The following is a 13,457-nucleotide window of genomic DNA, read 5'->3' as shown; positions in this document are numbered from 1 at the left end:
TTGTTGACTAACGAAAAATTGATAAAATGAGGGAAATTATAGTGTATAAACGATTTATGCCAAAGGAGTTTGTTCATACAGTCTTTGAAATTACACCTGAAAAATTGCATGCATTAGGCATTAAAGGGATTATTACAGACTTAGATAATACATTAGTAGAGTGGGATCGAGCAGATGCAACACCTGAACTTGCTGCCTGGATGGAAGAAATGGTCCAAGCAGGTATTAAAGTGTTGATCGTGTCGAATAATAAAGAGCCGCGTGTAAAACATTTTGCAGAGCCGCTTAATATTCCGTACATTTTCCAAGCGCGTAAACCACTTGCAAAATCATTTAAACGTGGGTTACACGTTTTAGGATTGCCTGCAGAAGAAGTTATGATGCTAGGAGATCAAATGTTAACAGACATGCTCGGAGCAAATGCGCTTCACATGCACACGATCTTAATTAAACCGGTTGCACAATCAGACGGTTTTGCAACGAAATTAAATCGTAAAATCGAACGCCGCGTATTTAATTATTTACGCAAAAAAGGTATTGAAACATGGAGGGAACAATAAATTATGAATGAAATGCCACATTGTATTGGCTGCGGTACACAAATTCAAACAGAGGATCCAAAAGCACCGGGGTTTGCACCTGCTTCTGCTTTAGAAAAAGAAGAGATAATTTGCAAACGCTGTTTCCGTTTGAAAAATTATAACGAATTACAACCAGTGTCGTTAACAGACGACGACTTTTTACGTATTTTAAATGGTCTTGGAACGCAAAAAGGCTTAATCGTAAAAATCGTCGATATTTTTGATTTCACAGGTAGCTGGTTACCAGGGTTACACCGTTTTGTTGGCAATAACCCTGTATTATTAATCGCAAACAAAGTCGATTTATTACCGAAATCAATTAATCCGAAAAAAGTAATTAACTGGATTCGTCAAGAAGCGAAACAACTTGGTTTGAAACCAGTTGACGTATTACTCGTTTCAGCGCATAAAGGAAACGGCATCGAAGAAGCGATGGAAAAAATCGAAGAATATCGTCGCGGAGAAGACGTCTACGTTGTTGGATGTACGAACGTTGGGAAATCAACATTTATTAACCGTATTATTAAACAAGCGACGGGACAAGGAGATGTTATCACAACGTCTTACTTCCCTGGAACGACATTAGATATGATTGAAATTCCTTTAGACGATGAAAAAGCGATTTACGATACACCAGGGATTATTAATCATCACCAAATGGCGCATCACATCGATGCAAAAGAGTTAAAATATATTATGCCTAAAAAAGAAATCAAACCAAAAACATTCCAATTGAATGCAGAGCAAACACTTTTCATTGGTGCTTTAGCACGTTTTGATTTCATTCAAGGGCATCGTTCAAACTTCACGGTACACATTGCGAATGATTTAAACATTCACCGTACGAAGTTAGAAAATGCGGATGAGCTGTATGAAACGCATAAAGGTGAACTTTTAGCACCACCTACGAAAGAATTTATTGACCAACTGCCACCGCTCGTTCGTCATGAATTTTCAATTAAAGAAGATAAAATTGATATCGTCTATTCAGGTTTAGGTTGGATTACGGTACAAAATGCAAATGTTGTCGTTGCAGCTTATGCTCCAGAAGGTGTAGAAGTAACGATTCGTCCGTCACTTATTTAGGGGGAAATGCTCGTGAAAAAATGGTATGCAGTAATTGGAGATCCAATTGAACATTCGATGTCACCATTCATGCATAATTTATGGATGACGTCAGAAGGACGAGATGCCACGTATATTCCATTACACGTCTCACGTGAGTCACTACGCGCATCTTTTGAAGGAATGAAAGTACTCGGGTGTAGTGGTTTTAACGTTACAATCCCACATAAAGAAGCGATTATTCCTTTATTAGATGAAGTAGATGCCCTAGCTGAGAAGATGGGTGCGGTCAATACGGTCGTTCGTCAAGCGGATGGTAAATACAAGGGCTACAATACAGATGGTTTAGGATTTGTCCGTTCATTAGAAGATGTTGTCGGCACGTCACATAAACAAGAAAAAGTGCTCGTGTTAGGTGCTGGTGGTGCTTCACGAGGGATTTGTTTCGCTCTTTGGCAAGAAGGTTACCGAGACATAACAATTGCGAATCGTACGGTTGAAAAGGCACGTGCCATTTGTTTGGAAATGGATCCAAGTGTGAAAGCATGTTCCTTACAACAAGCTTCCGATGAATTAGGCGCATATGGTATTGTCATTCAAACGACATCTGCAGGATTAAATCATAGTCAATTTGCTTTACCAATTTCATTAGAACATTTAGCAAACACTGCAATTGTTGCCGATATTGTGTATAATCCATTAATGACACCATTTTTAGAACAGTCACAAAAACAAGGAGCGACAGTCGTTACAGGCTTAGGGATGTTTATTCACCAAGGTGCATTAGCCTATGAGCATTGGACGACGGTTTATCCAGATGCAAAAGTTGTTAAGCAATCATTGCTTGAACAATTAGGAGGAAATTAATTCATGTTAACAGGTAAGCAAAAAAGATTTTTACGTGCAGAAGCACATCATTTAGACCCGATTTTCCAAGTAGGTAAAGGCGGCGTAAGCGAAATGCAATGTCGTCAAATTGAGAAAGCTTTAGCAGTACGCGAATTAATTAAAGTGCGTATTTTAGATAACTGTGAATTCGATAAAAAAACAGTTGCTGAACAATTAGCAGAAGGTACAGATGCAGAATTAGTACAATTAATTGGTTTGACAGTTGTTTTATATAAAGAAGCGAAAAAACGCGACGACCGTAGAATTGAATTACCAAGAGCTTAATTAAGGGTGATGACTGTGAGAAGAGTTGGTTTGTTCGGAGGGACGTTTAATCCACCGCATGTCGCTCATTTATTAATGGCGAATGAGGTGGCAGAAACATTACAATTGGACGAAGTACGATTTATGCCAAATGCGGTTCCTCCACATAAAATAAAAGAAGGCGATGCAACAGCGATGCAACGTTTAGAAATGACGCGTCTCGCTATTGCGAACAATGTAAAATTTGTATTAGAGCCTTTTGAAATTGAGCGTGGAGGTGTGTCGTATTCGTATGAAACGATGCAACAGCTGACAAAAAGAGAACCAGATGTACAATTTTACTTTATTATCGGAGGCGATAGTATAGCGGAATTGCATACGTGGTATCACATTGAAGAGTTAGTGAAACTCGTGCGATTTGTCGGTGTAGGACGCCCTGGCTATGTCGGTAAGTCGATTTATGACGTTGAAATTGTAGAAGCCCCTTTGATGGATCTTTCTTCTACGCTCATTCGCGAGCGTCTCAAAAAAGGGACGACCGTTAAATATTTACTGCCAGAAGCAGTGGAACAATATATTCGAGAGGAAGGATTATATGGAACGCGCTCGTTTACTTGAAGCGATGAAACCCCGTATGCCTGAAAAACGTTATATTCACACAATTGGCGTAACAGACACAGCAATGACGCTTGCCGAAAAATTCGGTCAAGACGTTCAAAAAGCAGAAGTAGCTGCTATTTTACACGATTCTTGCAAATATGCAGACAAGGATTGGATGAAACAAACGATTATTGAACAAAAAATGGATCCGACATTATTGGCTTATCACCATGAATTATGGCATGGGCCAGTAGGTGCGTACGTAGCAGAAACGGAATTTGGTATTACCGATTTGGATATGCTAAATGCTATTCGCTTTCATACGACAGGACGTATCGGAATGAGCGACTTAGAAAAAGTAGTGTACATTGCGGATATGATTGAACCAAATCGTAAATTCCCTGGTGTAGACGAACTAAGAGAAGCAGCGAAATCGATGTCTCTAGAAGACTTAATGATTACGTGTCTTTCTCATTCGATTCAATTTTTAATGTCGAAACATCAACCTGTATTTCCGGATTCATTTAATTGTTACAATGATTTATTGTTAAAAAAGAAAGGGAATTTATAATGACTCAAACACTTTTAGATACAGTATTTAAAGCAGTAGACGATAAACGCGCAGAAGATATCGTCGTATTAAACATGGAAGGTATTTCTTTACTTTCTGATTACTTCGTAATTTGTTCAGGTGGTTCTGAACGTCAAGTGCAAGCAATCGCACGTGAAGTAAAAGAACAAGCTGAAAAAGCAGGACATGACGTAAAACGTATGGAAGGTTTTGATGCAGGTCGTTGGGTACTAGTTGATGCTGGCGATGTTGTAACACATGTTTTCCATAAAGATGAACGTAGTTATTACAATTTAGAACGTTTATGGGGCGATGCACCAGAAACGTTTGTAGCAGTTGAGTCAGATGGCGAGTAGTTATGGTCGCTTTGCAGAAGTGTACGATGCATTAATGACGGACATTCCGTATGATGCGTATGTTGAATGGGTTCAGAAGAATGCTCCTGCGAAACAAAATCGTAAATTGTTAGACATCGGATGTGGTACCGGTACGATGGCAATCGCTTTTGCAAAAAACGGTTATGACGTAAGTGGACTTGATTTATCAGAAGAGATGTTAATGGTCGCAAGTGAGCGTAGCTACGAAGAAGATGTTCAAATTTTCTTCGTTTGCCAATCGATGGACGAGTTAGATGGTTTCGAACAATTAGATGTTGTGACGATTCCGATTGATTCGTTAAATTACGTACGTGAGCAGCAAGCTGTTCAACAAACATTTGAAAGAATTTATGCCGCTTTAAAAGAAGGCGGACATTTATTTTTTGATGTTCATTCATTGTTTAAAATGGATGAAATCTTCTTAGATAGTCCATTTACGTACGATGATGAAGAAATTACGTACTTATGGGAAACAGAACCGGGGGAAGCACCTCATTCTGTTCATCATGATATGTTATTTTATGTCCAACAAGAAAATGGTTTATTTGAACGCTTTGAAGAACAACATTATCAACGTACGTATGCAATTGAAACGTATATGATGATGTTGCAACGAGCAGGTTTTGAAGAGATTACGATTACAGCGGACTTCACAGATGAAGCGCCATCGCTTGATTCAGAACGTATTTTCTTTCACTGCGTAAAATAAATTGTAAAATAATGTAAAATACAGTATAGTGGAATTAGCTTCTTATGAATGCCTCGAGAAAGGTGTGTGAAGCTAATTCCTTTTTTGATGCAATATAAAAAATATTTTCTTCTAGGCGTCCTAATTGTAGGTGCTATTTTCTTCTACTTTTTTTCCTCGAATGAATCGAAAAACGATACACTTTCCAATGTTCAACCACTACAAAATTTGGCAGACGAAACGACGAATGCCACTGCTACGAATCAACCGACACAATCCAATACGAATACAATAAGTGCAACGACGCCATCTGCGACCTTAGTTGTTGATGTGAAGGGTGCTGTTAAAAAGCCAGGTATTTATGAATTATCGCCTGAAGATCGTGTATACGACGCAATAATGGCTTCTGGTGGCTATAAAGAGCAAGCGGATAGTAAAATGATTAATCATGCCGAGAAGTTGAAAGATGAAATGGTCATTTACGTTCCGAAAAAAGGCGAGAAAATGGAAGGTAGTATTGTGAATGCAATACCTTCGGCAGCGCAATCGAATGAAAATGCTGTCTCGTCGGAGCAGGCGCTCATTAATATTAATGTGGCAGATTCAGCAGCGCTACAAACAATCAGTGGTATTGGACCTGCAAAAGCAGAAGCCATCATTCAATTCCGAACGGAAAATGGTCCGTTTCAATCGATTGATGATTTAAAGAAAATTAGTGGATTCGGAGAGAAGACCGTTGAACGATTAAAACCTCTTGTGACGATAAATTAGTCTGACTTCTCGACAGTTTATTGAGTTTATCGCATGTGAGCGATAAACTAATAGTATTCAATTGATAGGAGGCGTTCATATGGAGCGTATTACGTGGGACCAATTTTTCATGGCACAAAGCCATCTACTTGCGATTCGAAGTACGTGTACGAGATTGTCTGTCGGAGCGACAATCGTTCGCGACAAACGAATTATCGCCGGAGGATACAATGGATCGATTTCAGGTGACGATCATTGTATCGATAAAGGATGTTATGTCGTAGATAATCATTGTGTTCGTACCGTTCATGCAGAAACGAATGCGCTATTACAATGTGCGAAGTACGGTACGCCGACGAATGGCGCGGATTTATACGTTACGCATTTCCCTTGTTTACCGTGTACGAAGTCGATTATTCAAGCGGGTATTCAAAACTTATACTATGCGACAGATTATAAAAATAATGAGTACGCAATCGAGTTGTTACGACAAGCGGGCGTAAACGTATTACACGTACCGTTTGATGAACGAAAAATTGACTTTTTAAGTGATGAAAAGTTACAACTTTACGTACAATTAATCAACGAACTGCGAGAGAAAGGCGCGACACCAGAAGAATTGGCACCGTATGAACAGAAGGTGACCGAACTATTTGGCAAAACGACTTTAAAAACGAATTAATTTATATTGCTTTGGCTATATTAGGTGCAACGCTTGCTGCATTCATGTGGCCAAAGCTTTTTTTTATTTTTCTACTTGTGTATACGATTTATTTGTATTGGCGAAGAAATAGTATGCTTTTTATAGGCATAGTAGTTTTTAGTGCTACGCTATTTTTTTGCACGCACAACATAAAATGGATACGTTACCGACAACGTTGCCTGAGACGATTGAAGTAACGTTCCAAGATAGCTATAAAGTGAAGGGGCAATACGTGCGTGGATTCGTAAAAATGAAAGATGGTCTAAACGTGTATGTGACGTACAAGTTGTCCTCTGAAGAAGAGAAGAAGCGTATGGAGTCGAGCAGTTTAGTCGGTATGAAAGCAACGCTAACGGGACAACTTACACTGCCAGACGCACCACTTCATCGCTTTCAGTTTTCAATGGCATCTTATTTAAAAAGCCAAGGAGCGGTCGGTGTTTATGAAATCGACAAACTCGTATTTACGAGCGTGGATTCATCAATGAAGATGCGCTTAGGCCAATATCGTTTTTCATTACTTCAAAAAATTGACGAGACGTTTCCGGCATCACTAGCTGGGGAGGCGAAAGCGTTATTGTTCGGTGACCAAGAGGATTTAGATCAAAATACGAAACGTACGTATCAAATTTTAGGTATTACGCATTTATTTGCGATTTCGGGATTGCACGTCGCCTTATTAGGAGGTTTATTTTATCAATTGCTCCTCTTTTGTCGTGTGCGTTTACACGTCGCAGCTGTGCTTTTATTAATCGCATTGCCTATTTATGCGGTATTGGCAGGTGGAGCGCCTTCTGTGTGGCGTTCTGTTATGATGACGGTGATTGTGTTGCTCATTCAAATGAGAAGTGAAAAATTGACGGCGAGTGATGCGATTAGTATTTCCTTCATCGTATTCGTTTGGTTGCAACCTTTCTCCATTTTTCAAGTAGGATTTCAATTGTCCTATTTAGCGACATGTGCGCTCATTTTTTCTTCGAATATTTTAGTGACGAGTCATTGGTTGAAAAATGGATTCTTAATTACGTTCGTTTGCCAATTGCTCGTCTATCCTTTACTTTTGTATCATTTTTATGAAATTAGCCTCTCTTCCTTCCTCGTGAATATTTTCCTCGTACCACTTTTTTCATTCGTGATCTTACCAATCAACGTATTCTTCTTTCTAAATGCGTTTCTCCTTTCACCTATTAATACATTTCTTTTCCCATTGTATGAGAAACTACGAATGAGTCTTTCTACGCTACTTGTCACGATAGCAGATTTACCTTATCAATTGTGGCAGCCTGGTAGACCGAGTATGTTATTTTTAGTCGTCATGTTTATAACGGTTATTTGGATGTTTGTTTTCATTGAAAAACGGTATTACGTGTGGGCTACGCTCATGATTGTCTTACCGGTAGTAGCGTTTTCATTCATTCCGAAGTTTCACGATGATTTACGCATTACGTATTTAAGTGTTGGGCAAGGAGACAGTACGATTATCGAATTGCCGAGTCGCGAGCAAGTAATAGTCGTCGACGTTGGTGGGATTTTACGTTTTGATGGGGACGCTTGGAAGACGAATTCTACGAAATATGAAGTAGGAAGGCAAGTTGTCGTCCCGTATTTAAAAGGGAAGGGTCTTACGACGATTGATCAACTTATTTTGACCCATGCGGATGCAGATCATGCAGAAGGGGCAGAGGAAGTACTTCAAGAGTTGAACGTTCGAGCAATTTATGTGACGCCTAGTTGTATGACGAAGCCTGTTATGCAAGATTTATGGAAGGAAGCAAGGCAACAGCATATTCCTATTTATGAAATAATGGCAGGAACGTCTTTTGTAATCGGGGACGTGCAATTTGATTATTTGTGGCCATATGACCGTATATACGAAGGAAATAATGATTCACTCGTATTGAAAATAGCACGAGGGAACTTTTCAACGCTTCTTACAGGTGATTTAGAAGAGACAGGTGAAAAAGAATTACTTCAAAAATCATCCGTTTCAACGACGATTCTTTCTCCAGGGCATCATGGGTCTAAAACGTCGAGTTCAGCAGATTTTTTACGTGCGACGAATCCACAACTCGCTATTTTTTCAACGGGGCTTAATAACCGTTACGGACATCCTGCACGAGAAGTTTTGGAACGATTTCAATCGGCTCATATAAAAACGTTAAATACAGCAGAAGATGGAACGATAGAAGTCGTTGTGAATAAAAATTGGTCGTATGAAATACATCGATAAAAAATCGTGGCATACCACGGTTTTTTTTATTTTTCTTTCGTTAAATTCCTATTATTGACGCCTTTTTTATTGAACTGAGTTCGTGTATACTAGAAATCGTTATTAGTACGAGGAGGAAAATCATAATGTTTCAAAAGTTATGGAAAGAAATCGAAAAAGGCCAAATTGCTCCCGTATATGTTATTGCAGGTCAAGAATCATATTTTGTCGACGAGACAGTGAAGCGAATGAAAGCAAAATTATCGGAAATCGAAGAAATTGATACGATGACGTTTGATTTAGAAGAAACGCTCGTTGATGAAGTAATTGATGAAGCGGATACGATTCCTTTCTTTTCAGATAAAAAATTAGTCATTGCTAAAAATTGTACGTTTTTAAAAGCGACAGAAAAGGGAAAAGAAAAATTAAACCACGATTTCAAAAAATTGGAGAAATTTTTACAGCACCCTTCGGATACAGCTGTTACGATTTTTATCGCACCGTTTGAAAAATTAGATGAGCGAAAAAAAGTAACGAAAATGATGAAAGAACACGGTACGTACTTATATGCAGAAACACCAAAAGAACGCGACTTAGCCGTTTGGGTGAAGCATGAGATGGCAAATCGTCAAGCAATCATTTTAGATGAAGGTATTGAACGTTTAATGGATTTAGTAGGAGCTAATATGTTGCATCTTCAAAGTGAAATGGACAAACTCGCTTTGTACGTAGCCAATTCTACTCAATCAATCGATGGCGTACTCGTAGAAGAAATGGTTGCTAAAACGCTAGAGCAAGATGTTTTTAAATTACTAAATGCATACATCCAAGGTGACAAAAACACAGCGTTGATGATGTATCATGATTTATTACGTCAAAAAGAAGAACCGATTGCACTCGTTGCTTTAATTTCTTCTCAAGTACGTCTCATGTCTAACGTGTATTATTTACTATCGAAAGGGTATCACCCACAGCAAATTTCGAAACAATTAAAAGTGAATCCATATCGTGTAAAACGAATTGTTGAAGATCGTGGTTCGATTACAGAACAACAGTTGTTAGACGCTTTATACGGATTAGGTGAAGTGGACTTACAATTAAAAACGATGAGCGGCAATCGAGAACGCTTTTTAGAATTCTTTTTAATGAAGCCAATTGGTTATCGTTTCAAATAAGGAGAGGTTTTTATGAAGGCTTACCAAAAGTGGTTAATAGGCATAGGGTTGTTTGTATTTGTTAGTGTAGCAAGTGTCGTCTACGTACACTTTTACAAAACACCCTACGCTAAACAGAGAGCGACGATTTCTTTGGAGTCTTATTTAATGAAAACGTATCCGTTTGAGTACTACGAAGTGAAAAATGGGGCTTACGATTATAAAAAGAATGTATATTCTTTTACAGTCGTGAGTAATGAAAATCGAAGAAACCCTGTTCAGATGAACGTACGCGCAGAGAACGACTATGCCGTGTTGAATGATGCGATTCAGACGTTAAAAGAGGATAAGGATACTTCAAAACGCTTACAAGAGCAAGCAGATACATATGTATCGAAACAACTAGCAGAAGACCTCTCTAACGTATTGGCCGTTTCAACGACGATTGTCGTCATGAAATCTGATATTTCGAACACACTAAAATGGGAACCTGATTTTCAAGCGATTGAAGTACCAAAAGGTATTCAATATAAAATTGATCTCGATGCAACATCCTATACGAATGAACAAATGTATGATAACGTAAAAACCATTTACGAGCGTTTTAACACTTTAGGTATTCATACGAATCGTTTACAAATTATAGGGAATCAATTTGTAGATGGACAAAAAGTAGAAACGTTCGTCACGACAATTGTCGGAAATCAATTTCCGACAATGAAGGACATTTCGTATCAATTAAATGAATAATGGGAAAGCGATCTATGATGTAGGTCGCTTTTTTTTGATAATAAAAAACACGATCGAACGATGTTGTTCGGTCGTGTTCGGAAAAGAACGTAAAAAAAGGAGTTCGAGTAATCGAACTCCTTCTTACATTCTATATGAAATAGAATTAAGCTTTTTTCATTAAACGAGCTTTTGTACGAGCAGCAGCGTTTTTGTGGATTAAGCCTTTTGAAGCAGCTTTATCTACAGATTTAACAGCAGCAGAAAGTAATTCAGCAGCGTTTTCATCTTTAGCAACTAAAGCAGTTTCAGCTTTTTTGATTGCTGTACGCATTGCAGATTTAACTTGTACGTTAGCAACGTTAGCTTTTTCAGCAGTTTTAACACGTTTGATAGCAGATTTGATGTTTGGCATGAAATTCACCTCCTAAAATAAATCGAGATGAGAAATTCTCAACTTGTGCTTGTATCTAATACAACAAGCATTATTATAGCAAAGCTCATTGGCGAAAAGCAAGAGAGAAATGCAAAGAATATTTACTTGACAGAAAAAACTTGTCTTTTCATACGTTTTTTTTGTGAAATGAGTGTAATATTGCCAATGTAGTATCTTGACTGATATAATTCTAGTAGTTTAATTAGGAGTGGAAAATAATGAATCGACAAGAATTATTAGATAGACAATCTCGAATTCGTAATTTCTCTATCATCGCGCACATCGACCATGGTAAATCGACACTTGCCGATCGTATTCTAGAGAAAACAGAAGCGCTTGCTTCTCGTGAAATGAAAAACCAATTATTAGATTCAATGGATTTAGAACGTGAACGAGGTATTACGATTAAATTAAATGCCGTTCAATTGAATTATAAAGCGAAAGACGGCGAAACGTATACGATGCATTTAATCGATACACCAGGACACGTCGATTTTACTTATGAAGTATCTCGTAGTTTAGCAGCATGTGAAGGTGCTGTTTTAGTAGTAGATGCGGCACAAGGGATTGAAGCGCAAACGCTTGCCAACGTTTATTTAGCTTTAGACAATGATTTAGAAATTTTACCAGTAATCAATAAAATTGATTTGCCATCTGCTGACCCTGAGCGTGTACGTCAAGAAGTGGAAGATGTTATCGGATTAGATGCATCAGAAGCTGTTTTGGCATCTGCAAAAGCTGGAATTGGTATCGAAGAAATTTTAGAACAAATTGTAGAAAAAGTACCTGCACCTGTAGGAGATCCAGAAGCACCGCTACAAGCACTAATTTTTGACTCTGTATACGATGCTTATCGTGGGGTTATTATTTCAATCCGTATTGTGGAAGGAATGGTAAAACCGGGAGATAAAATTAAAATGATGGCAACGGGTGCCGAATTTGAAGTAATCGAAGTCGGTGTACATACGCCGAAAATGGAAAAACGTGATTTCCTAACAGTCGGAGACGTAGGATATTTAACTGCTTCGATTAAAAATGTAGGGGATACACGTGTTGGGGATACAGTAACCTCGTTACCAAACGCAGCAGAGGAGCCTTTAGACGGTTATCGTCGTTTGAATCCAATGGTTTACTGTGGTTTATACCCAATCGACACAGCGAAATACAATGATCTACGTGAAGCGCTTGAAAAGCTTGAGCTGAATGATTCATCACTTCAATATGAACCAGAAACGTCTCAAGCATTAGGTTTCGGTTTCCGTTGCGGATTTTTAGGCTTACTACACATGGAAATTATTCAAGAGCGTATTGAACGTGAATTTAACATTGATTTAATTACGACAGCACCGTCTGTAATTTATCACGTTGATATGACGGATGGTGAAGAAATTCAAGTAGCGAACCCATCTGAAATGCCAGATCCTCAAAAAATTCAACAAATTTCAGAACCATACGTAAAAGCGACTATTATGGTTCCGAATGATTACGTTGGAACGGTTATGGAACTTTGTCAACGTAAGCGTGGTAACTTCTTAACGATGGATTATATCGATACGACACGTGTAAGTATTTTCTATGAAATGCCGTTATCAGAAATCGTATACGATTTCTTTGACCAATTAAAATCTTCTACGAAAGGGTATGCATCATTTGATTATGAAATGGTCGGATACCAACCTTCGAAACTTGTGAAGATGGATATTTTATTAAATAGTGAACAAGTCGATGCACTAAGCTTTATCGTTCACCGTGATTTTGCATATGAGCGTGGTAAAGTAATCGTTGATAAACTTCGTGAATTAATTCCTCGTCAACAATTTGAAGTGCCAATTCAAGCAGCAATCGGTACGAAAATTGTTGCACGTTCAACGATTAAAGCGATGCGTAAAAACGTATTAGCTAAATGTTACGGTGGGGATATTTCTCGTAAACGTAAACTTCTTGAAAAACAAAAAGAAGGTAAAAAACGTATGAAACAAGTCGGTTCTGTAGAAGTACCACAAGAAGCTTTTATGGCTGTTTTGAAAATGGATGACGATCAACCGAAAAAATAAATAATAAGTAAAAAGACCGAGCAGCCTATTGCTCGGTCTTTTTTGATTTCTTGAAAAAGGGGTATGTATTTTTTATAGGTGCTGTAAAGAATGAATTGTATTAAAAAATAAAAAAATAGCGGTATTATTTTCTTTTTGCAACATTTCAATTAAAAATAATTATAAAAAGGTTCTAAATACCTTTTATATATTTTTTTGGAAAAATAGTATGTGAGAAAAGAATTATGAATGTAGACAATTTTTTTAAAATTGGATTACTTGCAAAACGATAGACTCTAAAATTAGGCTTTTGAAAATAAAAATATGATTTAAAATGTTATTTTAATATGCACATAGTGGAAAAATACTATTCATCTCAAAAAATGTTACTTTAGACATTTTCTGTTTA

Annotated in this window: 15 protein-coding genes; 14 read left to right on the top strand and 1 reads right to left on the bottom strand. The window is 37.8% G+C overall.

Features of this window, described 5'->3' with window-relative positions; genetic code table 11:
- The first annotated feature begins 41 nt into the window (after positions 1–41).
- The 13 genes from KSHG_RS06140 (at position 42) to KSHG_RS06080 (ending at position 10,600) form a co-directional block, all read left to right on the top strand.
- Positions 42–560, top strand: a complete 519-nt coding sequence (locus KSHG_RS06140) for a YqeG family HAD IIIA-type phosphatase (protein ID WP_010303470.1) — start codon at positions 42–44, stop codon at positions 558–560.
- A gap of 3 nt (positions 561–563) precedes the next feature.
- Positions 564–1,667, top strand: coding sequence for a ribosome biogenesis GTPase YqeH (yqeH, locus tag KSHG_RS06135; protein ID WP_010303468.1), 1,104 nt, complete (start codon positions 564–566; stop codon positions 1,665–1,667).
- A gap of 12 nt (positions 1,668–1,679) precedes the next feature.
- Positions 1,680–2,513 (top strand): shikimate dehydrogenase, encoded by an 834-nt coding sequence (gene aroE, locus KSHG_RS06130; RefSeq protein ID WP_026022521.1) that lies wholly within the window; start codon positions 1,680–1,682, stop codon positions 2,511–2,513.
- A 3-nt stretch (positions 2,514–2,516) separates the two neighbouring features.
- Entirely contained in the window at positions 2,517–2,819 is a 303-nt protein-coding gene (yhbY, locus tag KSHG_RS06125; protein WP_010303461.1) for a ribosome assembly RNA-binding protein YhbY, read from the top strand.
- Between the two features lie 15 nt (positions 2,820–2,834).
- Complete coding sequence (locus KSHG_RS06120) at positions 2,835–3,416, top strand: nicotinate-nucleotide adenylyltransferase (RefSeq protein ID WP_026022520.1); 582 nt, start codon at positions 2,835–2,837, stop codon at positions 3,414–3,416.
- On the top strand, positions 3,394–3,969 hold the full coding sequence (yqeK, locus tag KSHG_RS06115; protein ID WP_010303455.1) for a bis(5'-nucleosyl)-tetraphosphatase (symmetrical) YqeK: 576 nt from the start codon (positions 3,394–3,396) through the stop codon (positions 3,967–3,969). Before KSHG_RS06120 ends, yqeK begins: the two co-directional genes overlap by 23 nt.
- Positions 3,969–4,325 (top strand): ribosome silencing factor, encoded by a 357-nt coding sequence (rsfS, locus tag KSHG_RS06110; protein ID WP_010303451.1) that lies wholly within the window; start codon positions 3,969–3,971, stop codon positions 4,323–4,325. Before yqeK ends, rsfS begins: the two co-directional genes overlap by 1 nt.
- Complete coding sequence (locus tag KSHG_RS06105; protein WP_010303449.1) at positions 4,315–5,055, top strand: class I SAM-dependent DNA methyltransferase; 741 nt, start codon at positions 4,315–4,317, stop codon at positions 5,053–5,055. Before rsfS ends, KSHG_RS06105 begins: the two co-directional genes overlap by 11 nt.
- A gap of 87 nt (positions 5,056–5,142) precedes the next feature.
- Positions 5,143–5,805: a helix-hairpin-helix domain-containing protein gene (locus KSHG_RS06100; RefSeq protein WP_010303447.1), complete on the top strand. Its 663-nt coding sequence runs from the start codon at positions 5,143–5,145 to the stop codon at positions 5,803–5,805.
- A 79-nt stretch (positions 5,806–5,884) separates the two neighbouring features.
- The gene (locus tag KSHG_RS06095; RefSeq protein WP_010303443.1) at positions 5,885–6,466 is read left to right on the top strand and encodes a ComE operon protein 2; all 582 of its coding nucleotides are present in this window, start codon (positions 5,885–5,887) and stop codon (positions 6,464–6,466) included.
- Between the two features lie 157 nt (positions 6,467–6,623).
- The gene (locus KSHG_RS06090; protein ID WP_010303440.1) at positions 6,624–8,717 is read left to right on the top strand and encodes a DNA internalization-related competence protein ComEC/Rec2; all 2,094 of its coding nucleotides are present in this window, start codon (positions 6,624–6,626) and stop codon (positions 8,715–8,717) included.
- A 125-nt stretch (positions 8,718–8,842) separates the two neighbouring features.
- Positions 8,843–9,871, top strand: coding sequence for a DNA polymerase III subunit delta (holA, locus tag KSHG_RS06085; protein ID WP_010303436.1), 1,029 nt, complete (start codon positions 8,843–8,845; stop codon positions 9,869–9,871).
- Between the two features lie 12 nt (positions 9,872–9,883).
- Entirely contained in the window at positions 9,884–10,600 is a 717-nt protein-coding gene (locus tag KSHG_RS06080) for a YfjL-like protein (protein WP_026022519.1), read from the top strand.
- 145 nt (positions 10,601–10,745) lie between these two features.
- On the opposite strand, the gene rpsT is transcribed toward KSHG_RS06080, so the two are convergent.
- The gene (rpsT, locus tag KSHG_RS06075) at positions 10,746–10,994 is read right to left on the bottom strand and encodes a 30S ribosomal protein S20 (RefSeq protein ID WP_010303429.1); all 249 of its coding nucleotides are present in this window, start codon (positions 10,992–10,994) and stop codon (positions 10,746–10,748) included.
- A 239-nt stretch (positions 10,995–11,233) separates the two neighbouring features.
- On the opposite strand from rpsT, the gene lepA reads away from it, so the two are divergent.
- Positions 11,234–13,069, top strand: coding sequence for a translation elongation factor 4 (gene lepA, locus KSHG_RS06070; protein WP_010303428.1), 1,836 nt, complete (start codon positions 11,234–11,236; stop codon positions 13,067–13,069).
- The last annotated feature ends 388 nt before the right edge of the window (positions 13,070–13,457 follow it).

The sequence above is a fragment of the Kurthia senegalensis genome (genome assembly GCF_000285595.1).
Taxonomy (GTDB): Bacteria; Bacillota; Bacilli; order Bacillales_A; family Planococcaceae; genus Kurthia; species Kurthia senegalensis.
The sequence above is the reverse complement of the archived record's forward strand: the minus strand, read 5'-3'. Positions and strand labels throughout refer to the sequence as shown.